The 22853-nt window shown below is 67.6% G+C and carries 22 protein-coding genes, 1 tRNA gene and 1 riboswitch; of the genes, 10 read left to right on the plus strand and 13 right to left on the minus strand.

The features are described from left to right. Positions 1 to 18: 18 nt before the first annotated feature. A complete protein-coding gene (gene uvrC, locus NZ773_14675) occupies positions 19 to 1887 on the minus strand; it encodes an excinuclease ABC subunit UvrC (GenBank protein MCS6803169.1) in 1869 nt (622 codons plus the stop codon). A gap of 103 nt (positions 1888 to 1990) precedes the next feature. Between uvrC and NZ773_14680 the strand changes: the two genes are divergently transcribed. Further along, positions 1991 to 2785 (plus strand): alpha/beta hydrolase, encoded by a 795-nt coding sequence (locus NZ773_14680; GenBank protein ID MCS6803170.1) that lies wholly within the window; start codon positions 1991 to 1993, stop codon positions 2783 to 2785. A 125-nt stretch (positions 2786 to 2910) separates the two neighbouring features. Here the strand turns inward: NZ773_14680 and NZ773_14685 are convergent. From NZ773_14685 to NZ773_14730, 10 genes are all read right to left on the minus strand, one after another. After that, a tRNA-Pro gene (locus NZ773_14685) sits at positions 2911 to 2985 on the minus strand. A 105-nt stretch (positions 2986 to 3090) separates the two neighbouring features. After that, the gene (locus NZ773_14690; protein ID MCS6803171.1) at positions 3091 to 4542 is read right to left on the minus strand and encodes an SPFH domain-containing protein; all 1452 of its coding nucleotides are present in this window, start codon (positions 4540 to 4542) and stop codon (positions 3091 to 3093) included. Between the two features lie 11 nt (positions 4543 to 4553). Continuing rightward, positions 4554 to 5138 (minus strand): NfeD family protein, encoded by a 585-nt coding sequence (locus tag NZ773_14695; protein ID MCS6803172.1) that lies wholly within the window; start codon positions 5136 to 5138, stop codon positions 4554 to 4556. Between the two features lie 27 nt (positions 5139 to 5165). Next, positions 5166 to 5777 (minus strand): aminoacyl-tRNA hydrolase, encoded by a 612-nt coding sequence (gene pth / locus NZ773_14700; protein MCS6803173.1) that lies wholly within the window; start codon positions 5775 to 5777, stop codon positions 5166 to 5168. 391 nt (positions 5778 to 6168) lie between these two features. Beyond that, positions 6169 to 7644 (minus strand): undecaprenyl-phosphate glucose phosphotransferase, encoded by a 1476-nt coding sequence (locus NZ773_14705; protein MCS6803174.1) that lies wholly within the window; start codon positions 7642 to 7644, stop codon positions 6169 to 6171. A gap of 3 nt (positions 7645 to 7647) precedes the next feature. Beyond that, positions 7648 to 8580 (minus strand): glycosyltransferase family 2 protein, encoded by a 933-nt coding sequence (locus NZ773_14710; protein MCS6803175.1) that lies wholly within the window; start codon positions 8578 to 8580, stop codon positions 7648 to 7650. A 100-nt stretch (positions 8581 to 8680) separates the two neighbouring features. After that, a complete protein-coding gene (locus tag NZ773_14715) occupies positions 8681 to 9181 on the minus strand; it encodes a hypothetical protein (GenBank protein MCS6803176.1) in 501 nt (166 codons plus the stop codon). Between the two features lie 273 nt (positions 9182 to 9454). Beyond that, on the minus strand, positions 9455 to 10498 hold the full coding sequence (locus NZ773_14720) for a hypothetical protein (GenBank protein ID MCS6803177.1): 1044 nt from the start codon (positions 10496 to 10498) through the stop codon (positions 9455 to 9457). Positions 10499 to 10519: 21 nt separating this feature from the next. Then, positions 10520 to 11683 (minus strand): Ig-like domain-containing protein, encoded by a 1164-nt coding sequence (locus NZ773_14725; GenBank protein MCS6803178.1) that lies wholly within the window; start codon positions 11681 to 11683, stop codon positions 10520 to 10522. A 97-nt stretch (positions 11684 to 11780) separates the two neighbouring features. Continuing rightward, positions 11781 to 12692: a hypothetical protein gene (locus tag NZ773_14730; protein MCS6803179.1), complete on the minus strand. Its 912-nt coding sequence runs from the start codon at positions 12690 to 12692 to the stop codon at positions 11781 to 11783. Positions 12693 to 12794: 102 nt separating this feature from the next. Then, positions 12795 to 12925: riboswitch (cobalamin riboswitch) on the plus strand. A gap of 84 nt (positions 12926 to 13009) precedes the next feature. Here NZ773_14730 and cobT point away from each other — a divergent pair. The 9 genes from cobT to NZ773_14775 are packed head-to-tail and all read left to right on the plus strand — an operon-like array spanning position 13010 to position 21847. Further along, complete coding sequence (gene cobT / locus NZ773_14735) at positions 13010 to 14095, plus strand: nicotinate-nucleotide--dimethylbenzimidazole phosphoribosyltransferase (protein MCS6803180.1); 1086 nt, start codon at positions 13010 to 13012, stop codon at positions 14093 to 14095. Beyond that, positions 14092 to 14805 (plus strand): adenosylcobinamide-GDP ribazoletransferase, encoded by a 714-nt coding sequence (cobS, locus tag NZ773_14740; protein ID MCS6803181.1) that lies wholly within the window; start codon positions 14092 to 14094, stop codon positions 14803 to 14805. Before cobT ends, cobS begins: the two co-directional genes overlap by 4 nt. Further along, positions 14778 to 15902, plus strand: a complete 1125-nt coding sequence (locus tag NZ773_14745) for an iron ABC transporter permease (GenBank protein ID MCS6803182.1) — start codon at positions 14778 to 14780, stop codon at positions 15900 to 15902. The genes cobS and NZ773_14745 overlap by 28 nt, the downstream gene beginning before the upstream one ends. Before the next feature lies 1 nt (position 15903). Then, a complete protein-coding gene (locus tag NZ773_14750; GenBank protein MCS6803183.1) occupies positions 15904 to 17151 on the plus strand; it encodes an ATP-binding cassette domain-containing protein in 1248 nt (415 codons plus the stop codon). Beyond that, positions 17148 to 17672 (plus strand): gamma carbonic anhydrase family protein, encoded by a 525-nt coding sequence (locus tag NZ773_14755; protein ID MCS6803184.1) that lies wholly within the window; start codon positions 17148 to 17150, stop codon positions 17670 to 17672. The genes NZ773_14750 and NZ773_14755 overlap by 4 nt, the downstream gene beginning before the upstream one ends. Next, positions 17669 to 18664 carry an adenosylcobinamide-phosphate synthase CbiB gene (gene cbiB / locus NZ773_14760; GenBank protein MCS6803185.1) on the plus strand — a complete coding sequence of 332 codons (996 nt, stop codon included), beginning with the start codon at positions 17669 to 17671 and terminating at the stop codon, positions 18662 to 18664. The genes NZ773_14755 and cbiB overlap by 4 nt, the downstream gene beginning before the upstream one ends. Then, entirely contained in the window at positions 18661 to 19731 is a 1071-nt protein-coding gene (locus NZ773_14765; GenBank protein MCS6803186.1) for a histidinol-phosphate aminotransferase family protein, read from the plus strand. The genes cbiB and NZ773_14765 overlap by 4 nt, the downstream gene beginning before the upstream one ends. Then, positions 19728 to 20345, plus strand: coding sequence for a histidine phosphatase family protein (locus tag NZ773_14770; GenBank protein MCS6803187.1), 618 nt, complete (start codon positions 19728 to 19730; stop codon positions 20343 to 20345). Before NZ773_14765 ends, NZ773_14770 begins: the two co-directional genes overlap by 4 nt. Beyond that, entirely contained in the window at positions 20339 to 21847 is a 1509-nt protein-coding gene (locus NZ773_14775; protein ID MCS6803188.1) for a cobyric acid synthase, read from the plus strand. The genes NZ773_14770 and NZ773_14775 overlap by 7 nt, the downstream gene beginning before the upstream one ends. Positions 21848 to 21853: 6 nt before the next feature. On the opposite strand, the gene NZ773_14780 is transcribed toward NZ773_14775, so the two are convergent. Both NZ773_14780 and NZ773_14785 read right to left on the minus strand, forming a co-directional pair. Then, positions 21854 to 22171, minus strand: coding sequence for a hypothetical protein (locus tag NZ773_14780; GenBank protein MCS6803189.1), 318 nt, complete (start codon positions 22169 to 22171; stop codon positions 21854 to 21856). Between the two features lie 151 nt (positions 22172 to 22322). Next, on the minus strand, positions 22323 to 22853 hold a 531-nt coding region (locus NZ773_14785; GenBank protein ID MCS6803190.1), incomplete at its 5' end, for a hypothetical protein.

The raw sequence follows: 22853 nt of genomic DNA on the forward strand, positions 1-22853 counted from the left end.
AAGCGCCCGTCGGAGCAGTTAGAGCTGGCTTTTGAGCTTCTCCGCCAGCCGGCGCGTCATACCGACGACGGCCGCGAGGTCATCGACCGACGCCTCACGGATCGCCTTCACGGAGCCGAAGTGGCGCAGCAGCGCTTTCTTGCGGCGGGGGCCGATCCCGCGCACCTGGTCCAGTTCAGACTCGAACGCGCCCCGGGAGCGCACCTTGCGATGGTAAGCGACGGCAAAGCGGTGCGCCTCGTCGCGGATGCGCTGGACGAGGTAGAGCGCCGGGGAAGTCGCCGGCAGCAGCACGGGGTCTGAGACGCTCGGAAGGAAGAGCGCCTCCTGCTCTTTGGCGAGCGCTGCGACGGGGATCGAGGCGAGCCCGAGGTCGCGCAGCACGTCGGACGCGACCGAGAGCTGGCCTTTTCCGCCATCGACAAGGATCAGGTCGGGCGCCGGAAAGTCGAAATTCGTCTCCGACCGCTGAGTGCTCGCCTCGCCTTCTGCCGCGACGACGGCGCGGGGCGCTGCAAGATACTTCAGCCGGCGCCGAAGCACTTCCTCCATCGCGGCGTAGTCATTGTTGCCGGGGACAGATTTGATGCGAAAGCGCCGGTAGTGGGCGCTCTTCGGTTTGCCGTTTTCGAAGACGACCATGCTGGCGACTGTCGCAGTCCCGTGGATGGTCGAGATGTCGTAGCACTCGATCCGGGCTGGCGGATGGGCAAGCCCGAGAGCATCGGCGAGCTCGCGCAGGGCGGCACCGTTCCGGTTGTCGTCGGCGAGCCACTTGGCGCGCATTTGCTCAAGCACTTGCTGCGCGTTTTCGGCGACCAGCTCGACGAGCTTCTTGCGGTCGCCCTGTTTTGGCACCTGAAGGCGCACTTTCTGACCGCCGCGCTTATCCCGCAGCCACGCCTCGATCACCTGCTCCTCGTCGAGCCGGTTGGGCAAGAGGATCGTCGGCGGCACCTCCGGAGCTTGGTCGTAGAACTGTTTGACAAAGCTGGCGACGATCTGCTTGCCGTCCTCCTCGCTCGTTCCCTGCAGGATGAAGTGCTCCCGCCCGATCAGCCGCCCATTGCGGATGAAGAAAACTTGGACACACGCCTCGCCGTTGTTGCGCGCAAAGGCGATCACGTCCTGATCCTCTCCTTTGGCGGAGACGACCTTTTGCCGCTCTGCCACCTTTTCGACCGCCGCGATCTGGTCGCGGAGGGCCGCCGCTCGCTCAAACTCGAGGTTCTCCGCCGCGGCCTCCATCTGCGCGCGCAGGCGCGCGATCACTTCCTCTTGGCGGCCTTCGAGGAACAGGATCACTTGGTTGATCACGTCGCGGTAGCCTGCCTCGTCGACCGCCCCGATGCAGGGACCAAGGCAGCGCTTGATGTGGTAGTCCAAGCAGGGGCGGGTGTCTGTTCCCGTGATCGGGCGGTCGCAGGAGCGGTACGGGAACAGCTTGTTGAGCAGGTCGAGCGTTCGCCGCACCGAGCCGACGTCGGCATAGGGGCCGAAATAGCGCGCTCCGTCATCGAGGAGGCGCCGAGTGATGACAACTTTCGGAAACGGCTCGTTTGTCACCTTCAGGTAGGGATAGTTCTTGTCGTCTTTCATGACGACGTTGTAGCGGGGACGATGCCGCTTGATCAGCGTGCATTCGAGGATGAGCGCTTCCAGTTCGCTATCGGTGACAATGAACTCGAAGTCCGCGATCCGCTCCACCATCTTGCGGATTTTCGGGGTGTGGCTCGCCGAGGCCTGGAAATAGGAGCGGAGCCGGTTCCGCAGGTTGATCGCCTTGCCGACGTAGAGAATTTCCCCTGCCGCGTCCCGCATCAGGTAGACGCCGGGACTGGCAGGAACCGCAGTCAGTTGGCGCTGGATCCGTTCGGAAACCACCACGTTTCAGTCCGGAGAGCAGTCCGGGTAGTGCGATTATACCCTGTTGCTTCCAGCCGGCCGGGCCGTGTGCTAGGCTATCGCGCAGACCTCGAGGGGGCAAACGATGTCTATCCGGAAAGGCTACGTCGATACCGCGCAGGGGCAGGTGCACTATCGAACGGCAGGGGAGGGCGACCCGGTCGTGTTGCTCCATATGTCGCCTGCCTCATCGGCAATGTGGGAGCCGATCGTGCCTCGGCTGGCGGCTCGCCGCTACCGCGCTGTCGCCTTCGACACGCCAGGGTACGGCGACTCCTTCCGCCCTGCTGCGCCCCCCTCGCTCGAAGAGTACGCCGCCGTCCTTCTCGAGGCGATCGACGCGCTCGGCATCGACCGCTTCTTCCTCCTCGGCCATCACACCGGCGGGATGATCGGGGCGGCGCTTGCAGCAGCTCATCCCGATCGCGTGCGGAAGCTCGCCACCTGGGGCTGGACGCTGATGGAGGAGAAGCGGAAAGCCCAGCTGCTCGCCATGCCGCTTGCGGAGTACGATGAGGAGGGCACCCAGCTCGTTGCGCGCTGGAAGGCGCGGGTCGCAGCCCTCGGGGAGCGCTGGACCCCTGAGCTCGGCATCCGCGCTCTCATCGACTCCCTCAAAGCGGGCCGCGAACTGCCGTACGGCTTCTGGGCGGTCGCCAAGGCGGATCATCTCGCCATGGCGCGGGCGATGACAATTCCGGTGCTGGTGCTCTGCGGCGAGCGCGACACGATCTTCAACGACAGCCGCCAAGCAGTCCATCTCATGCCGAACGGCCGCTTTTATCACCTCCCCAATGGGAGCATCGCTGCCCCGGATGAAGCGCCCGATGAACTGGTCGAGGTGGTCGACCGGTTCTTCCGCGAGGGGGAAGGGGAGTAACGCCGGCCCCCTCACCCGCGGCGCGTTCCGACGAGAGAGCGTCTTCGCGCTTCCCTCGCGGGAAAGCGCTGCCTGAGGGGACCTGACGGGAGGAGGCAGCCCGCTGAGGGCTGCCGAAGCGGAGGTCGGGATGCCCAGATTTGAACTGGGGGCCTCTGCGTCCCGAACGCAGCGCTCTGGCCTGGCTGAGCTACATCCCGGAATGATTCCAGCGGGGCGCGGGCGAAGTATAGCGGAAGCACGGCGCTCCTCGCTATGCGGCACGAGAGCGAGGAGCGTGCTGCTGCTTCGGCTGGGGTCCGGGGCTACTGCTCCTTGCCGTCTGTCCGCGCGCTTGTCGGCATGCTGGCGGCCGCGCTGTCGCGAAGCTGGGGCAGGCGGCGCATCAGCTCCTCCAGCTTCAGCCCGGTCAGGGTCTCAACGAGCGCGGGCACTTGGGCGATCACCTGCGCCATATCGGTGGTCAGCTGGTTGATCCCGACCCCCCGCGCGCCGTCGCTGCCAGTCGAAACGACGGTAATCTTGTCGACCTTCGTCAGGGGCTCGGCAAGCGCGCGGACGATCTCAGGCAGTTCCGAAAGCAGCTTATCGACGATCGCGGCTTGGTTATACTCATGGAAGGCGCTCGCCTTTCGCGCCATCGCGATCGCTTCGGCCTCGCCCTTGGCGCGGATCACTTCCGCCTCGGCGAGCCCCTCGGCGCGAATGCTCTCCGCCCGACCGAGCGCTTCGAGCTCAAGCCGCCGCTTCTCGGCCTCGGCGAGGGTGAGCACCTTTGCCCGCTCCGCCTCGGCCGGCTTCTGGACGGTCGCGATCAGCTCCCGCTCACGCCGCTGAATCTCGGCTTCCTGCACTTTCACCAGTTCCTCGCGCTGGACGCGCTCGATAGCGACCTGCTCGGCGATGATGCGCTGCTTCTGGATGTTCGCTTCGATCTCGTAGGCGGCATCGGCCGCGGCCTTGGCGCGCTGAACTGCCGCTTGGTATTCGGCGCGCTTCGTCTCGAGGTCGCGCTGTGCTTCCGCTTGGACGGCGAGCGATGCGGTCTCGGCGATGACGCGCTGCTGATCCGCTTGGGCGCGAGCGATCGCGGCTTCCCGCATCGTCTCTGCCTGCCGGATGGCAGTGTCGCGCTGCGCTTCGGCGGTCGCCACGTCGGCGTCGCGCTTGATACGGGCGATGTCAGGCCGGCCCATGTTCGCGATGTATTCGTTCTTGTCCGTAATCTCCCGGATCGTGAACGAGACGACTTCGAGTCCCATCTTCGCCATATCTTCGGCGGAGGTCGCCCGGACGCGGTCCGCGATCATCTCCGGCTCTTTCACGATCTGCTCAACGGTCAGCTGTCCCACCATGCCGCGCAGATGCCCTTCCATCACCAGCCGGATAGCGGCTTCGCGCTCGGCCGGCGGCTTGGTCAGAAACTGTTCTGCCGCCGTCCGGATCGATGACGGGTCAGACTTCACCTTGATTTGGGTCACGGCCTCCACTCGAACCGCGACGCCCTGCGAGGTGTAGAGATCCTGGGTCGGCGCGACGTCGAAGGACATCAATTCGAGCGATAACTCCTGCGCGTTCTGAACGAGGGGCAAGACGACCCGACCGCCGCCAGTGACGATCTGCGTCCCGCCGAGCCCGTAGATGATGAGCGCTCGGTTCGGCCCGACAACGCGGTAGAGCCGCGCCGCAATCGAGACCAGCAGGAAGAAGACGACAACGAGGACAACGGCGATGATGGCGATGGAGAGCAGTTCCATGGGCGTTTCCCTTACTTGTTGAAGAACTCGTCGAGCGGCTCAACGTAGGCGATGCCGTGCTCGTAGCGCACGATCACCACTTCATCGCCTTGGGCAGCCGACCCTGGCCCGACGAGGCGGGCGCCCTCGACCCGCTGGCGCCCGCCTTTCTCAAAGACGATCTCCCCAATCCGCCCCTCGCGGATCGGGGAGGTAACGCGGGCGATCGTTCCCGGCAAGTCGTAGTCTCGCTCGCGCAGCACCGGCGTCTGCCCGCCGTAGATCACCTTCGCCAGCAGCCAGAAGATTGCACCGCCGGCGAGCAGTCCCCCGACTGTCGCCAGCAGGAAGACGAGCGGTCCCCACATCGGCCCGGCGATGCTGAGAGCGTAGCCGACGCCGCCGAAGAAGGTGATGAACGCCGCCAGCACCTGGAGATTGAACGGCGAGGGGGCGTGTCCGACCTCGTGGCTGGAAGGGGCGTCGACGCCGGTTCCAAGGTGAACGCCATTGCCGGCGAAGGCGTGACTGCCGAGGAGAAAGGAGGCCACCGTGAACAGGAGCCCGACGAGGAACGCGCCGAGATAGACGCCAGCCATTGCGTCTGGAATTGGCATCGAGCGCTCGCTCGGCCGAGACTGAACTTACCGCGCTGCCTCTGGCGCGGCACCGCGTCCCGGCTGGTTGAAGCGGTTCATCGCTGCCGGAATGCCCTCGAGAATGGCGGTCTCGATGGCCGCGACTGCCCGAGCAATCGCCTCATTGATAATAACCCGTTCGTCCGATGAGAAGTTCCCGAGCACGTGCGCGGTCACGATCTCGTCGCGCCGTCCTAGGCGTTCCTCCTCGGGCGGGCGGCCGATGCCGATCCGGAGCCGGGGAAATTTCGTCGTGCCGAGCCGCTGCGCGATCGATTTCAGCCCATTGTGGCCGCCCGAGCCGCCCTGCTCGCGCAGCCGGAGGGTCCCGAGCGGGAGATCGAGGTCATCGCAGACGACGAGGATCCGCTCCGGCTCGAGCTTGGTGAACGCTTGCAGCGCTTGCACTGCCTCGCCTGACAGATTGACGTAGGTCTGGGGTTTGGCCAAGAGGACGCGCTGCTCCCCGATCGCGCCGTCGGCGATCTCAGCCTTTCCCCGCTTGCGGCTGAAGCGGAGGCCGTGCCGCTCAGCGAAGGCGTCAACCACCATAAAGCCGACGTTATGGCGGTTGTGGGCGTAGCGCTTGCCGGGATTGCCGAGACCGACGACGAGCATGGCGTACTGGCCCGGCGCCTCGTTCGGCTGCTCGCGGCGGGACCGGAGGAACACCATGGACATCACAGTTCGAAGACGCTCACGCATCAGGCCGCGCCAAGATGCCGCAGCGCTCCGCTGCGGCGGCGGCGATCCTAGCCGATGGCGGGCAGCAGCGGCTGGGCCGTCCCGGCCCGTTCCGCACGTCGCCGTTCGCGTTGTTCTCTCCGTCCGCCGGCGCTCGCCGCGGCGGCTGCCTGCGCAGGGGGCAAAGGGCATCGCGCCTCGCCAGCACTGCGTTGCAGCCTGCCTGCGGCCAGCGCAGCGCCGTCTGGCGCCGGTGCCGAGGGCGTGGCGGCTCGCTTACGCTTGCAGCCGCGCGGACGCCGCCTCTCCTCCGAGCATCGCCGCGCTAGTACGCGTTCTTGTCCGTGATGATGGAGATGAGGGTGCGCAGCATGATCTTGAAGTCAAGCCAGAGCGTCCAGTTCTCGACATACCAGAGGTCGTAGGCAGTGCGCTCCTCAATCGAGGTGTTCCCGCGCAGCCCGTTCACTTGGGCCCAGCCGGTGATCCCGGCTTTTTCGCGGTGGCGGTCGAGGTAGCGGGGAACGCGCTGGCTGAACTCCTGCACGAAGTGCGGGCGCTCAGGACGCGGCCCCACGATGCTCATGTCGCCAAGCAGCACGTTGATAAACTGAGGCAGTTCATCGAGCGAGAACCGGCGCAAGAAACGCCCGAGCGGCGTGCGCCGGGGGTCGTTCGCTTGCGCCCAAACCGGGCCGGTCTCGGCCTCGGCATCGGGGCGCATCGAGCGGAACTTGATCATCATGAACGGCTTGCCGTCCAAGCCGACCCGCTCTTGGGTGTAGAAAACCGGGCCATTTCCTGATGTCAGCTTGATCAGCAGCGCGGTCAGCAGCATGAACGGCGAGAGCAGGATCAGGACGGCGGCGCTGATGACGATGTCGACGAACCGCTTGACCGCAAGATTCCAACCGCGCAGCTGAGCATCGCGGACAGAGACAAGCGGCATCCCCTCGAAGTCGCCGATCGACACTTCCGAAGCGATGATCTGAAAGATGTCGGGGAAGACGCGAATGTTGACATTCTCGCGCTCGCTCCGGCCGACGATGTCGAGGATCTCGCGGTGGCTCATCTCGGGGTCGGCGATGATCACCTCGTGCACCTGGTGCGCGCGGATGACACGGGCGACCTCCTCCGGCGTGCCGAGCACCGGCGCTCCCGCGACGAGCGCGCCCGGCGGGAGCGTCCGCGAGAGGACCCCCACCGTCTGGTAGCCGAGACGGCGCGAGGCGGCCGCTTTCTGGATCAGCGTCGCCGCGATTTCGCCGTCGCCGATAACGAGCAAGCGCTCGGTTCCGACGCCGCGGCTGCGGAGCAGGCCGTGGACCCAGTACTGCGCGAGCCGCTGCGTCCAGATCAGCCCGATCGCGAGGATCCAGACGATCGGCAAGATGGCGCGGGAATAGTCGAAGTCGCGATACGTGAGCACGGAGACGGCGAGGGAGAGGAGCAGCGCAATCGAGGCGGCGCCGAAGATCTTGTACAGCTCGTCGATGCGGCTGGCGCTCTTGGTCAAGCGGTAGAGCTTTGAGAACGCGAAGACGAGCGGCACGATGGCGGCAAAGATCACGGCGAAAGCGAGATACGGCTCCCAAGGATGGATGGCGATAACAGAGATCCAGCCGGACTCAAAGCGGATCCGATACGCGAGAACGACGGCCAGAAACGCGGCCGTGACATCGCCGAGGAGCACCAGCAAGGCGAGCAGCGGCCGCGAGCGCGGGATCGCCGGACGGCGGGCCGGCTCGGCCGGAAAGTCCGGGCTGGGGTCGGTCGCAGGCGGCGTCGCAAGCCCGACCACTGCCTACCTCGCTGGGGTCAGGCGCCGTGGCGCAAAGCCTTGGGGAAGCGGCGTCAGGGGCGCAAGCCGCAGCGACACGGCTGTCAGCAGCCGAAACCCCCGGATCGCCAGCAGCACCAGCCCATTCATCAGGAGCGAATGGCGCGCCGCGTAGTGCTTCCGGTAAAACAGCTCCATTGCGCGGTAAAACTCGACCGTGGCACGGGCGCGCCGCTGCCGGCTGCTCTGCCCTTTGTAGTGCAGGACGGTCACCGCCGGGTTGTAGCGGATTGTCCATCCCCGCTCTTTGATCCGGAACGCCCAATCGAGATCTTCGCCGTACATGAAGAACATCTCGTCGAGCAGGCCGACTTCCTCCACGACCTCTCCGCGCACCATCATGAAAGCGCCGACGACCGAGTCGACCTCGGTCTCGATCTCGGGGCTGAGGAAGGTCAGGTTGTAGCGGCCGAAACGCTTGCTGCGCGGGAACAGCGTGCTCAGCCCGACGAGGCGATAGAACGCCACTGCCGGCGTCGGAAATGAGCGGCGGCAGGCGTAGTCAAGCGAACCGTCGGGCAGGACCAGCTTGGGCCCTGCCGCGCCGACCTCAGGCCGCGCATCGAGATAGGCGGTCATCTCGGCGAGCGCCCGAGGCGGCACGACCGTGTCGGGATTGAGCAGAAGGATGTAGCGCGGCCGGTCGCCAGCGGGGCGAGCGAGATACTCGCGAAGGGCGAGGTTATTCGCATAGGCGAAGCCGCCGTTGTACGGGCTCTCGATCAGCCGCGCCTGCGGGAACTCGGCGCGCACCATGGCGGCGCTTCCATCGCTTGACTGGTTGTCGACGACAACGATCTCGGCGCTGACCCCGTCGGACGCGATAACCGACCGCAAGCAATCGCGGAGCAACCGCTCAACGTTGTAGCTGACGATCACGATGTAGAGGTCAGCCATGCCGGCCGCTATTGTAGGGGCGCAGCCGAGGCTTGAACAACCAACTGGGCCGAGGCTCGTCTTGCGCGCCTGATCCCGCAGCGCGGAAAGGGAGCAGAACCTAGCCGACGTTCAGTTTCAGTTCGCCCCGCGCGAGGTGAGGGGGCAGAATGGCGTGCGCCTCAATCGTGATCGGCGTGCCGGTCGGCACCACCGCGGGGATGGTGATCGTTGCGGCGCCATGCCCCTCCTCGGAGATAGGCACGAGCAGCACGAGGTCGGTCCAGTAGGCCGAATTGTCGGGCGCAAGCGGGAAGCGAACGATTACCGCTGCAAAGCCGCCGGCCGGGTTGCCTCTAGAGTCGACAGCGCGGATCGTCAGGATGCCGGGCTTGCCCGAGGGAAGACCGCTCTCGGCTGAGAGCGTAACACTAAGAGGCGGCACGACCCCCGTCGGCGCAGCGGAGAAGTCGCCGCTTCCTCCGCTCGCGCCGGCGAATGGCGGAGGAGGGGGAGGCGCGGGGGCGCCGTTCGGCTCGTCGGCCAGCGCAATCGCCGGGAGCGCTCCGCTTAGGATCACCGTTGTCCAGAGCGCCCCTAGGATGCGTCGAGATATCTGCATGTTCCGCTCCCTTCGGCGGCAGCGCCGCGCACACCCTGCGACCGCTGCGCCTGTCTTGACCTAGATGTTGTGGGTAGAAGCTATCTTACCACAACATGATGCAGTCAAGCGACCAAGCGCAGGGTGCAGCGGCTGCCGTCTTTCCAATGCAGGTAAGTTAGCTGATAGCAGGCGACTTGACAAGGGGCTGATCTGCTGCCCGTCTTTGGAGAGCGGCGGCAAAGCAAACCCCCCTTTCCGGGCGGAAAGGGGGGCGCTCGTCGGGGAGAGCGCTCAGCCGACGACGAAGTCGATCGTGGTTTTGCCGATTGCAGGAGGATAGACCGCGGAGATAGCGATCTGGGCAGGCACGCCGGCCGGCACCGCCGGATCGATCAGGACATCGACGACGGAGACCCCGCGCGAATCGGTTTCAGGACCGAAGAAAATGCCGTCCACGGTGTAGGCCTCTTCGTCGCCCGGCTTGAGGGGGTAATTGACAATCACCAGCACCTTCGCGCCCGCGACCGGCTGGCCGCTCGCGTCGGACACCCGAACCGTCACCTTGGTCGTCGCCCCGCTTGCAGGGGAGCGCGTTGCCGTCACGGCGGTGAGGTAGAGGGGCGGCGGCGTGTCAGAGCTGCTCGAGGCCGCCGGCGGGGAGCTCCCCGGTAGGGAGCCTCCTCCGGCGGCTTGGGCGCGAGTTTGGGGCTGGAAGACGCTGGCGGGGAAGATGCCGGCATCGCGAGCGATCTCGCCGGCGCGGGCGTAGAAGATCGTACCGTCGCTGAGCGATTGGTAGATCGCCGTGCGCTGGGTGCGGAGCGTCAGGACCCCGCCCATATCGCGCGCGCGGGCGGTCACGCGGCCGTTCAGGTCAGCGCCGAGCCATCCATAGGCGTCGCGGAGCGAAGGATGCTCGTTCAGCGCTTCCTCCGAGTCGATCGTCGGATCGACAGGTGGGATGCGATGGTGGGTCGCCAGCCAGCCGTCGAGCCCGATGCTGCTGAGCAGGTCCATCACCGACAGCAGTCGGACCCCCTCTGGCCGCGCCTGCAGCACGCCGTTCTGGAACACCTGCGTGACATAGCCGCCGGAGGTGAAGCGCCGGCTGATCGGGTAGCCGAGATAGTCAGGTCCGCCATACGCCACATAGGCGCTGAAGAGCGGAGCTGCCTCGTCATCGACGACGGCAAACCCGAGCCCGACGTGGGGCGAGCCTTGGGTGTAGAACCGTCCGCCGAGCAAGGGACTGTCGGGCTCTTGGGCCGACAGCGGCGCGGCCACGGCCGCGCTGAGGATGGTGAGCATTCCGAGCAGGGTAAGCCGTAGTTGCATGGGTGCTTCCTCACGTGTCCGCTAGCCGACGACCATCGGAAGGGTCAGTCGGCCGCCGGTCGGCGGATAGAGCGCCGAGACCTCAAGCGTAATCCCAAGCCCGCTGGGGACTTTAGGGTCAATCATATACTCAGCGACCACCACGCCATTCTGGTCGGTGCGGTTGCGCGAGAAGAAGATCCCGTCGGTGGCGTAGGTCGTGTCGTCTGATTTCAGCGGATAGTGGACGAGGATAAGAATGACCGCTCCGGGCACGGGGTTGCCTCGGCTGTCGGTCACGCGGAGCGACAGGCCAGCTTGTTGCCCGGGGCGGGGACGGGCAGCTTGGCCTACCAGCTCCACTCGGAGTGCCTCGCCGGGGGTGAGCATCAACGGAGCGGCGGGCGCAGCAGCCGGTGGCCCCGCCGGCGCGGGAGCGGCGCTTGGTGGGGCTGGGGTCGCCGAACTCCCTGCTGGCGCTGTCGCTTCAAGGAGGGTCATTGGGCGAAGCGCCTCAGCGGGGAAGAGCCCCGCTTCCTTGGCAACGTCTCCGCCGTTGGCGACAGTCACCGTCTGCGCGCGCGCCCACGGCACGTCGATCTTCCAGTACTGGAAAACCACTCGCTGCGCGCGCAGCACCTGCACGTTGGGGTAGTCGGTTATTTCGCTCGTGGGCAGGCCGTTCATCTCGATCGGATTGCCGCGCACATTGTTGTACGCCGCCTTGATCGCGGGGTTCTTGTCGAGCAGCGCGAGGCGGCTCGCCACAATCTGGTCCCACGGCTTGCCCTGTTCGTCGAACCTGCCGCGGTTGGGCACCTGCTTGGTTGTCGCAAGCCAGTCATCTTTGCCCGCCTCTCCGAGCAGGTCGAAGACATTCAGGTAGTCGACCCGGTTCTCGCCGGGCTTCCATTGGAAGACGAGCTTCTGGAATGCTTGGGTTTCGAAGCCGTGGTACGTGAAGCGCCGGCTGATCGGATAGCCGACCACCGCCGCTCCGCCGAGACGCTGAAACTCGCTCCAGAAGCGGGCGCGGCTGTCGTCGACAACGGCGAAGCCGGTGCGCCGGCTCGCATCACCGCTTGTCTGCGTAAAGAACCGCCCGTTGGGAAGCGGCACTTCTGCTTCTTGTGCGCTCACGGGTCGATGCGCTAGGAGCGGCAGCATGACCACCACGGCCACGACAGTTGCCGCAAGTCGCTTCATGGACGCCTCCTGCGGCCGCGCCTTTGCCGGCGCAGCGCAGGTCGGGATTGTAGCCAGGCGGTCTTCCTCTAGGCAACTCGGATGCTCCCCCGGGAGGTCAGCGACGGAAGGGCAGGCGCCACTGCCATCGCCGGCGGCGCGGTTCCTCCGGCGGAAGAGCCGGCTCCGCCAAGGAGGCGACCGGCCAGTCGGCACTCTTGGCCGCGTGACGGAGGGGAGCGCGCAGCACCGCGATGGTGGTGGGCCGGCCCGCGGGGTCCTTGCGCAGCGAGCGGGCCACCGCGCGGACCAGTTCGTCAGGCGCTTCCGGCGTCATCATCGCCAAGGAGGGCGCGATGGTGTTCCGATGGCGGCGGAGCACCTGGTCAGGGGTCTCGCCAGGAAAGGGCGGTTTTCCTCCCACAAGCCAGAGGAGGAGTGCCGCGGCGCTGTAGAGGTGTTCGGCGACGGTGGCGGGACGTCCCGTCGTCATTTCCGGCGGGCGCACGTAGAGCGCGGGCGCCACTGCGGCGCCGAGCGGGGCGAGAGCGACTGGCTGGCCGAAGTCTCCCACCTCGACCCCGCCAAACGGGTTGAGGAAAATGTTGTCGGGGGTCAACCCCGGATGACTGATCCCCGCCACAATCGCGGCTTCGACAACGTCTAACGCCCGCTCGACCACACTCGCCGCAAGCGCGAGCGCCATTGGCTCGCCGCGGGTCAGGCGTTCGCGCAGGAGCGCGCCGCGCGGACGCTCCGTCACCGTATACAGCCGCTCCCCCTCGAATCCCAGTTCGCGCAGCGCCAGCGCACCGGGCTGCTTCCAATCGAGCGCCGCCGCCAGCTGATGCATCGCGGCGCGCCGCGCCTCCCGAGTGGGAAAGGCATCAGGATGAAACAGCCGAACGCGCACCGGCGCGTCGTCGGCGAGGTCGCGCGCAAAGAAGATCTCGGCGGACTCGTCTTCGCCAAGGGGCCGGAAGAGCTGGTACCGCTTGCGCAGCCCGAGCTCGGGGCTTATGGTCGTCATGGTCGGCGTGGTCTTAACCCTACCGGAGCGGTGGCAGCACAGAAAGTACTTCCTGTCCTTGCCGTCACTTGAGTTGGAAGAAGGGGGCTGGTAGACTACTGCCCAGAGCAGAACGGTGGGATGGCCCCCTCGGGGGCGTTCGAGCGAAGCCGGTGCGAATCCGGCGCTGTCCCGCAACTGTGATCGGCAAAACGCCGTAAGCCAGGTCGCCTCCTCCCATCGTGGACTGCCTGCGCCGCGGAGCGTAGGGTCCGTTGTAAGGAGTGACTCCTGGGTCAACGGGCCCGGGAGTTTTTCTTTTGGCTGGAGGCCGCTGAATGCGTGACCGCGTTGAGGCTGTCTGTGGCGCCATCCCCCCGCTCGACCGCGCGGCAATGGAGGCCGCGCGCGCGCGCCAGCCGCAGTTGACGAAACCGTGGGGCAGTCTCGGCCGCCTCGAAGACCTCGCCACTCAGCTGGCGGGCATTACTGGCCAGCCGATCCCGCGCTTCGGGCCGCGCACCATCATTACCTGCGCGGGGGACCACGGCGTCGTTGAAGAGGGCGTGAGCATGTTCGGCCCGGAAACGACGCCGGCGATGGTCCTGAATTTCCTCGCCGGCGGCGCAGGGATCAATGTGCTTGCCCGCCTTGCTGGGGCAGAGGTGCTGGTTCTCGATGTCGGCGTCGCTGCTGACCTGCCGCCTCACCCGAAGCTCCTGATCCGAAAAGTGGGGCGCGGCACCCGCAACTTGTCGCGCGAGCCGGCGATGACCCGTGAGCAGGCGTGGGCCGCGATCGCGGCAGGCATCGAGGCGGCCGAAGCGGCGATCGCGGCGGGCGCCACCCTGCTCGGTACTGGCGACATGGGGATCGCGAACACCACGCCCTCCAGCGCGATGGTCGCCGCGTTCACCGGCGAGCCCGTCGCGCGCGTGACGGGGCGAGGCACGGGGATTGATGACGCGATGCTGGCGCGGAAAATTGCGGTCATCGAGCGCGGCCTCGCCATCAACCAGCCTGACCCTGCCGACCCGATCGATGTCCTCGCGAAAGTGGGCGGCTTCGAGATCGGCGCGATCGCCGGCGTGTGTCTTGCTGGCGCGGCGCACCGGGTGCCCGTTATCGTCGACGGCTTCATCTCAGGCGCTGGCGCTCTGCTCGCCTATCGGCTGGCGCCAGCAGTGCAGCCCTATCTCATCGCCGGCCATGCGTCGGTGGAGATTGGCCAACGGGTCATTCTCCGTGAGCTTGGTCTCCAGCCGCTGATCAATCTCGACCTCCGCCTCGGCGAGGGGACCGGCGCCGCGTTGGCGATGACGATTGTCGAGGCAGCGTGGCGCATCCTCGCGGAGATGAACACCTGGGAGGGAGCGAACGTCGCCGGACCCTTGAATGCCGTGCCTGATGCCCAAAGCGCGTGAGCGGTCTGCGAACGGCGCTCCAGTTTCTGACCGTCGTTCCCGTCTCGGGAGGGGCCGACCTCGCGAGCGCCGTTCGCTGGGGGCCGCTCGTCGGCCTTTTCCTCGGGGCGCTCCTCGCCGCTGCCGACCTCGCGCTCGCTCCGTGGGTGGGGCCGGCAGTGCGCGCCGTGATCCTCGTGGCGCTGCTGGCAGCGCTGACCGGCGCCCTGCATCTCGATGGTCTCGCCGACAGTGCCGACGGCCTGCTGGTACATCGTTCGCCGGCCGACCGGCTGGCGATCATGCGCGATCCGCGGACCGGCGGGTTCGGGGTGGTGGCGGTGACCCTCGTTGTGCTTGCTAAGGTGGCAGCGCTCACTGAACTCGAAGGCGCGCTGCGAACGCCGGCGCTCCTCATCACCCCGGCCTTGGCGCGGTGGACGATCGTTGCGCTCGCTCGCCTTCTCCCCGACGCGCGCGTCGGGCTGGGCAGTGTCTGGCGCGCCGGGTCGGGCGGCGGGGCGTTCGTGCTGGCGACAGCGCTCGCCCTGCTCCCTGCCGTCATCCTTGCTGGGCTGGCAGGGGTCGTGTTGGCCGGGGCTGCAGCGCTGACAGCAGCCGGAGTTGGGCTGTTCTCGCGGGCACGGATCGGCGGGGTCACCGGTGATGTGCTCGGCGCGACAGTCGAGCTCGTGGAGGCAGCATGCTGGATCGTGGCAAGCGCGTTGTGATCGATGCACCCCTCCAGGCTGCGCCGGCGGCCGCGCCGACGGTCCCATCGCGCCGGCGCTCGATTGTCGGGCGCCTCCTCCTCTGGGTCGGGAGCTTGAGCGTGCTGCTGCTTGTGGTGATCGTCGCTGCGGCATCGGTCGGACCGGCGTCGGCACCGATCGGGGCGACGGTGGCAACAATTGCGCGGCGCGCCGGCGTGCCGTACGGCGAGGTCACCCCTGCCCAGCAGCGCATCATCGAACAGATCCGTCTTCCTCGGATTGTGACGGCGCTGCTGGTCGGCGCGGCGCTGGCAACGGCCGGCGCGGCGCTCCAAGCGGTGTTTCGCAACCCGCTCGCAGACCCCGGCGTGATCGGCGTTTCGGGCGGCGCGGCGCTCGGCGCGGTAAGCGGGATCGCGCTCCGTTTCGCTACCGCTGCCGCGCCTGGCTGGGCATTGCCCCTCACTGCCTTTGTCGGCTCCCTCCTCGCCGTCGGCGGAGTGATGGCGGTGGCGACCGCCGGCGGCCGGCTCGCTCCCGCGACGCTGATCCTCGCCGGACTTGCTGTGCAGGCCTTGACGGGCGCGCTCACCTCCGCTGTCATCACGATGACCGGCGACCCGGAGCTCGTGCGCAACATGCTGTTCTGGCTGGTCGGCGGCTTTGACGGCCGCTCGTGGGCGCACGTGAACGCGATCCTGCCGGCCATTGCTGGCGGCGTGTTCGCGCTCGCGCTGCTCGGCCGCGACTTGAATGTGCTTGCTCAAGGGGATGAAGCGGCGCACGGTCTCGGTCTTGCTGTCGGCGCGACCCGGCTGCTTGTCCTCGGGATCGCGGCGGTCATCACCGCAACGGCGGTCTCGGTCTCCGGGACAATCGGCTTCGTCGGCCTGATCGTCCCGCACGCCTTCCGGCTCCTCGTCGGCGGTGACTATCGGCTGCTGCTGCCTGTCTCCGCCGTTGGAGGGGCGGCGTTTCTGATCACCGCCGACACAGTTGCCCGCACCGCGCTGCAGCCCGCCGAGCTGCGCACGGGGGTTGTCACGGCGCTGCTCGGCGCGCCGTTTTTCATCTTCCTCCTCTGGCGCAATCGAGCGCGGATCGGAGACTGGTAAGGTGGGCCATCCTGCTGCGCCGTCGCCTCGAGTAGCGCTGAGCAGCGTCGGGTTTGCCGTCGGCGGCAGCTGGCTGCTGCGGAATGTGAGCCTGACCATTGATGCGGGCGAGGTCGTGGGGGTGGTCGGCGCCAACGGCGCCGGCAAATCAACCCTGCTGCGACTTCTCTCCGGCTATCTCCGTCCGACGGTCGGCACTGTCCTGCTGGAGGGGAAGCCGGTCGCCCGCTATCGCGCGCGGGAACGGGCACGCCTTGTCGCTACTGTCCCCCAGTTGACGCATATCGAAGGGGAGCGCCGCGCCGAGGATATTGTGCTCCTTGGCCGCTATCCTCACCTCGGGCGGTTCGCCATCGAAGGCGAGAAGGACCGAGCGATCGCGCGCTTGGCAATGCGCTCCACCGACACCGATTGGCTGGCAGACCGTCCGGTCTCGACTCTCTCGGGGGGCGAACGGCAGCGGCTCCTGATCGCGCGCGCCCTGGCGCAAGAGCCGCGCCTCCTTCTGCTCGATGAGCCGACGGCGAGCCTCGATTTGCGTCAAGAAATACAGATCCTCGACCTCGTCCGCCAGCTTGCGGACGATGGACTCACGGTGGTGGCAGCGATCCATGACCTCCGTCTCGCGGCGCGCTATGCCGATCGGCTCGTCGTGCTTCGCCGCGGCGAAGTGATTGCCGACGCTCCGCCGCGGGAGGCGCTGACGCCCGAGGTGCTTGCGGACGCATTCGGCGTTCGCCCGCTGATCGAGCCTGACCCCCTGACCGGCGTTGCCGAAACGGTGCTGCGCCCAATCAGGGCGCCGATCCCGCGGCGCAGCCGGGTGCACGTTATTGCGGGCGGCGGACGAGGTGCTCCTGTGTTAGCGCGCCTTGCGGCAGCGGGTTTCGAACTGTCGGTCGGCCCTCTTGGCGAAGGCGACACCGACTTGCCCGCTGCTCGGCTGTGTGGCGCGCGCGTGCTCACGCACCGCCCCTTCGCCCCGATCGACGATCGTCTCGACGCGGAGCATCGCCGCTGGGTGCGCGAGGCTGATGCGGTCATTCTTGCCGACGTCTGCTGGGGCTATGCCAATCTCCCGAACTTGCTCGCCGCCGAAGAGGCGCGCCGCCTGCTCGCCATCGAGGGCGAGCCCATCGCTCGCCGCGACTTCACCCAGGGCCGCGCGACGGCTATCTTCTGCCGGCTCGCAGCGCGTCTCGTCTCGCTTGACGCGCTCGTTCCGGCGCTCCTTGAGGAGTGCCCATGATCGTCACGTTCGAGGGCAAGACCCCGAAAGTCGCACCGACTGCCTTTGTCCACCCGCTCGCCTACGTTGTCGGCGACGTGACGCTCGAAGATCATGTGACAGTGATGCCCTTCGCATCGATCCGAGGCGAGTTCGAGTCGATCGTCATCGGGGCGTACTCGAATGTCCAAGACAACGCCTCGGTCCATGCCGACCCTGGCCAGCCGCTTCGGATTGGCTCGCGCGTCTCGATCGGGCATAACGCTGTCTTCCATGGTCGGCGCTGCGGCGACAACACGCTCATCGGCATGGGTGCGGTGGTCGTCCAGCAGTGTGAAATCGGCGCGTGGTGCCTTGTCGCCGGCGGCGCGGTGCTGCCCCAAGGGATGGTCGTCCCTGACCGGTCGCTGGTGCTGGGGGTCCCGGCGACCTATCGGCCGCTCACCGACGCGCAGCTCGCTCGCTTGCGCGACAATGGCGCGAACTACGTTCGTCTCGGCGCCGCCTATCTCGCCGGCGCTGCTGACCTGCCCCGGGGATGATCCGACTGGCCCTGCAGCAGCTTCTCGGCACGCGCCTCGTGCTGCTGAAGCCGCTTCTCCCTCTCGCCGCGCTCCGAAAGCTCGCCGTGACGCGAGGGGGAACGCTGGCGCTTGCGGCGTTGCTCGACTGGGCCCTCGCTGAACCGCCGTCGGCAGTCCATCCGGTCGTCTGGATGGGGCGGCTGCTTGCCGCGGCTGAGCCGGCCTTGCTCCGGGGTCCCTCCTCCCGTCAGCTGGTGGTCGGCGCCTTGGTCGCTGCCGGGGGCGCCGGCGGCTGGTTTGTCGTGGGGCGGGCGCTCGACCAGTTCCTCGTGCGCTCGGCGCTGTTTCTGCCGCTCCGGGCATGGCTGCTCAAATGCTGCTTCGCGTGGCGGGCGCTCGATGAGGCGGCCGCCCGCGTTGAGGGGCTGCTGCGGGAGGGAAGGCTGGCGGCGGCGCAGACGGCGGTCCAGTCGCTAGTCAGCCGCGAGACAGCCGCCCTCGATGCAGAACAAGTTGCTGCAGCTGCTATCGAGTCGGTCGCCGAAAACTTGGGCGACAGCCTTGTTGGGCCGGTTCTTGCCTACGCGGTGGGCGGGCTGGGGGGCGCCTTCGCCTACCGCTGGGTGAACACGGCCGACGCGATGGTCGGCTACCGCGGCCGCTTCGAATGGGGAGGGAAAGCGGCGGCGCGGCTCGATGACCTCGCGAATTTCGTGCCGGCGCGCCTTGCGGCAGCGCTGCTCCTCCTCTGCGGCGGCGACCGGCGGAGCGGTCTCGACGCGCTGCGCCGCGACCGTGGCCAGACGGCCAGCCCAAACGCCGGCTGGCCGATGGCAACAATGGCCGGCCTGCTTGGCCGCTCACTCGAAAAACCGGGCGCCTACCGGCTGAATGCGTCTGCGCCGGCGCCGGGTCCGAGCGACATCCTCGCGGCGCGCCGGATCGTCGCTCGCGCTTGGCTGCTGCTGGCGGCGGTCGGCAGCACGCTTCTCCTGCTGAGGCGACGATGACCGTTCTGCGTCCGGAGCTGCTCACCCTTGCCGAGGTGCCGCATGGCTCGCTCGCAGCGAGCGAGGCGCATGGCCGTGCGGACGTGCTCGATCTCAGCGCGAACCTCTCGCCCCTTGGTCCCCCGCCCGCGGTGATCATGGCGGTGCGCGCCGCGCGGCTTGACGCCTATCCTGAGCCCGACGCGCGCACCTTCCGAGCCGCCGTCGCCGACCGGGTCGGCGTGACCCCTGAGCAGGTGGCGGCAGGGAACGGCGCCTCCGAGCTGATCTGGCTTGCCGCGCTTGCGGCGGTGCGCCCGGGCGCCCGGGTTCCTATCCTCGGCCCGACCTTCGGCGAATATGCGCGAGCGGTCCGCGTCGCTGGGGGCGAGCCTGTTCTGGTTCACGCTCAGCCGCCTGACTTTCTCCCGCCTGTCGAAGCCTTTGTCGACGCGCTTGAGCGGCTGGCGCCTCCGATCGCGTTTCTCTGCAATCCGAACAATCCGACCGGCGCGTTGCTTCCCCGTTCCGCAATCGAGCGGCTCCTGCGCGCTGCGCCGGCGACCCTCCTCGTCATCGACGAGGCGTATCTGCCGTTCAGCGGCGCGCCGGATTTGGTTCCCCTTCTGGAGTGGGGCAATGTGCTGCTCATTCGGTCGCTGACGAAGGTGTACGCTATTCCGGGCGTTCGGCTCGGCTATGCCCTCGCCTCGCCGGCCGTGGCGACAACGCTGCGCCGGATTGCGCCGCCTTGGAGCGTGAGCGCGCCGGCCATCGCGGCGGGGCTCGCTGCCCTTCGCGACCCGGCGTGGGAACAGCGCGCGGCGGCCACTGCCCGTCTTGAGCGGGAGCGCCTGGCGGCTGGGCTTCGGGCGCGCGGCCTGCGTCCCCTGCCGAGCGCGGCAAATTTCCTGCTGGTCGCGGTGCCGAACGCGCCCGCGGTCCGCCGGACCCTGCTCGAGCGGGGGGTGCTGGTGCGCGATTGCGCCTCGTTCGGGTTGCCGGACTATCTGCGCATTGCAGCCGGTCCGCCCAACGCTATCGATCGCCTGCTCGCGGTCTGGCCTGCACGTGAGGACGAGCGATGAAACTGCTTTGCGTCCGCCACGGTGAGAGTGTCTGGAACGCAGAAGGGCGCACCCAAGGGCAGGCCGATGTCGCGTTATCCGAGCGAGGAAGACAGCAAGCGGCGGCAATCGCGGGGCGCTTAGAGCGGGTCCCGATTGGGGCGGTGTTCAGCAGCGACTTGGTTCGCGCGTGGGAGACCGCGCTGCCGATCGCGGCGGCGCATGGCGCGCCCCTTGTGCCGGTCCCGGCGCTCCGGGAGCGGCATCTTGGCGCGTTTCAGGGATTGACCTTCGAGGAGATTGTGGCGCGGTTCCCTGACCTGTGGGAGGCGGTCTTCCGGGGGGACGGTCGTCCTCCGGGCGGGGAGACACGCGCTGAGGTTGGCGCGCGCGTGCGCTGCTTCCTCCGCGAGCTGCGCGCTGCGCCGCCAGCGGAGACAGTCGTGCTGGTCGGTCATGGCGGGTCGTTGCGCGCTGCCTTCGCTGAACTGCTCGGGCTGCCGCAGGAAGAGGGGTGGCGGTTCCGGGTCGACAACGGGTCGTTGACTATCTTCGCCCTCTACCCCGAGGGCGCGGTCGCGGAGGTGCTCAACGACACCTGTCACCTCGACGGGGGAAGGAGCCCCGAATGGTAGCGCGGACGCTGATGGTGCAAGGGACAGCCTCATCCGTGGGTAAGAGCGCGCTGGTCACCGCACTCTGCCGGATCTTTCGTCAGGACGGGCTGCGCGTCGCACCGTTCAAGTCCCAGAACATGGCGCTCAACTCAGCGGTAACGGTGGACGGCGGGGAGATCGGGCGCGCCCAAGCGGAGCAGGCGGCAGCAGCCGGGATCGAGCCGACGGTCGACATGAACCCGATCCTGCTCAAGCCCGAAGGGGAGATGCGCTCGCAGGTTGTCGTCCGCGGTCGTCCGTGGGCGACCCTCAGCGCGTGGGAGTACCAGCAGCGCAAGGCGGAACTGCTCGGCGTTGTGGCCGAGTCGCTTGCTCGTCTCCGCGCCGCGTATGACCTCGTCATCATCGAAGGCGCGGGCAGCCCGGCCGAGATCAATCTCAAGGCGGACGAGATCGTCAACATGCGGGTCGCAGCGCTCGCCGACGCGCCCGTGCTGCTCGTCGGCGACATCGACCGCGGCGGGGTCTTTGCCTCGCTCCTCGGTACGCTTGAGCTGCTGGAGCCGGACGAACGGGCGCGGATCGCGGGGCTCGTGATCAACAAATTTCGCGGAGATCGGCGGCTGCTGCAGCCGGGGCTAGAGGTGCTGGAGGCGCGCACGGGGAAACCGGTGCTCGGCGTTATTCCCTACCTGCCGAATATCGGACTTGCCGAAGAGGACTCTGCAACCTTGGAGGACCGCCCGGCGGCTGCAGCCGATGGCCGCGTTGAGATCGCCGTCATCCGCCTGCCCCGGCTGAGCAATTACGACGATTTCGACCCGCTCGCTGCTGAGGCGGCCGTTCGCTTTGTCGACCAGCCGCGTCACCTTGGGGAGCCTGACCTGATCATCGTGCCTGGCACGAAGAGTACGGCGGCCGACCTCGCTTGGCTGCGCGCGAGCGGTCTTGCAGCGGCGATCGTCGAGCATGTCGAACGAGGGGTTCCGCTCCTCGGCATCTGCGGCGGCTATCAGATGCTCGGTCGGCAGATCCTCGACCCTGATCGTGTCGAAGCGGAGGCGACCACCACGCCAGGGCTTGGTCTGCTCGATGTCGTAACCGAGTTTCTGCCGGAGAAGCAGACGGTGCGCGTGGAGGGGGTGGTCGAGGGCGGCGCAGGGCCGTTTGCGGCGCTGCAAGGAAAGCGGTTCCGGGGGTATGAAATTCACCATGGCCGCACCCGTCGTGGCGCGGAGATGAGCTGGCTGCGGCTGGAGCAGCGCTCAGGTCACCGGGTGGATGATGTCGACGGCGCGTTGCGGCAAGACGGCCTCGTCGCCGGCTGCTACATCCATGGGTTCTTCGACGCTGACGAACTGCGCGCCGCCCTGCTCGAGGCGCTCGCCCGCCGGCGCGGGCGCGCCGTCGTCTCGCGGCCGTTTTCGCGGCAGCATGCCTTTGACCGCTTGGCCGACCATGTCCGTCGTCATCTCGATCTCGCCGCTCTCCGCCGCATCATCGGGCTGTCGAGCGACTAACCCGCCTCACGCTCGGCGGTGCCGCGCTGCCAGTTGGAACAGCTTCTCCCGCCATGCCGCATTCAGCGGCGGCACCGGCATCGCGCTCTCAACGACGACGTGTTCAAGGTAGGCCAAGATCCGCTCCGCTTCCAGCCGTTGGAGGCGCAGAGGAAGGCGGTCGAGCTGGAAAGCGAGGTCGACAAGCGCGCTCCGCAGTTCGCTCAAGCTTCCTGGCGCGAAATGGACAATCCCCCGGACATCGCCGATGAGCGGCTGCGCTGACCGCGCAGGAGGAGAGGAGCGCTCAGCCGGCGAGACGTCAGAACGGTGTGCGGTATTCATCGCGAGGATCATCGGCTCGCCTGCGCACCCGAACTAGAGCCGAACTGCCCAGCGGCAGCGGGACGACCTCGTCCAAAACGACGATGCGCGAGGGGAACCGTCCCAGCGGCTGGCTCCTCGCGCGAGCGGGGCTGCGTTCGCGAGCGAGCGGCTACGGGGCGGCGCCGAGGCCGCCGGGGAGGCCGGCGCCGGCAGCGGCGGTGCGGAATTCGGCCGACCACGAGAGCGGCGCGCCGGTGGTGAGGCCGGTGCTGGTGTAGTTGCCGTTGCGGCGCACCACCGCTGCGAAGGGGGGCGACCCGGTCGGGCGCTCGTCAGAGGCGGTGGAGAACCAGAGCCAGCTGTAGGTGGTGAAGGAGCGGCCGCTGTTGTCGATCAAGATGTAGAAGGGGCCTTGGACTTGGCCTTGGCGGACGAAGTGGTTGACCCAGCCGACCTGCTGGAGGGCGGGGGAGAGGCCCTCGAGTTTGCCGCGGTTGAAGCCGGGGTCGCTGGCGTAGGTGTCGACGACGCGGGCGGTGGTGGGGATGGCCCAGCGGACGTCGACGAAGGCGTGCTCGCGGAGGGTGCGGTTGCCGACGAGGCCGAGGATGATGGTGTTGGTGCCGATGGTGGCTTGGAGTTCGCCGCTGAAGACGGGCGGCCACGCGAGCGTGTTCGCCGCACCAAACTGCGGCACGTC

It is taken from the genome of Dehalococcoidia bacterium (genome assembly GCA_025054935.1).
GTDB lineage: Bacteria > Chloroflexota > Dehalococcoidia > SpSt-223 > SpSt-223 > JANWZD01.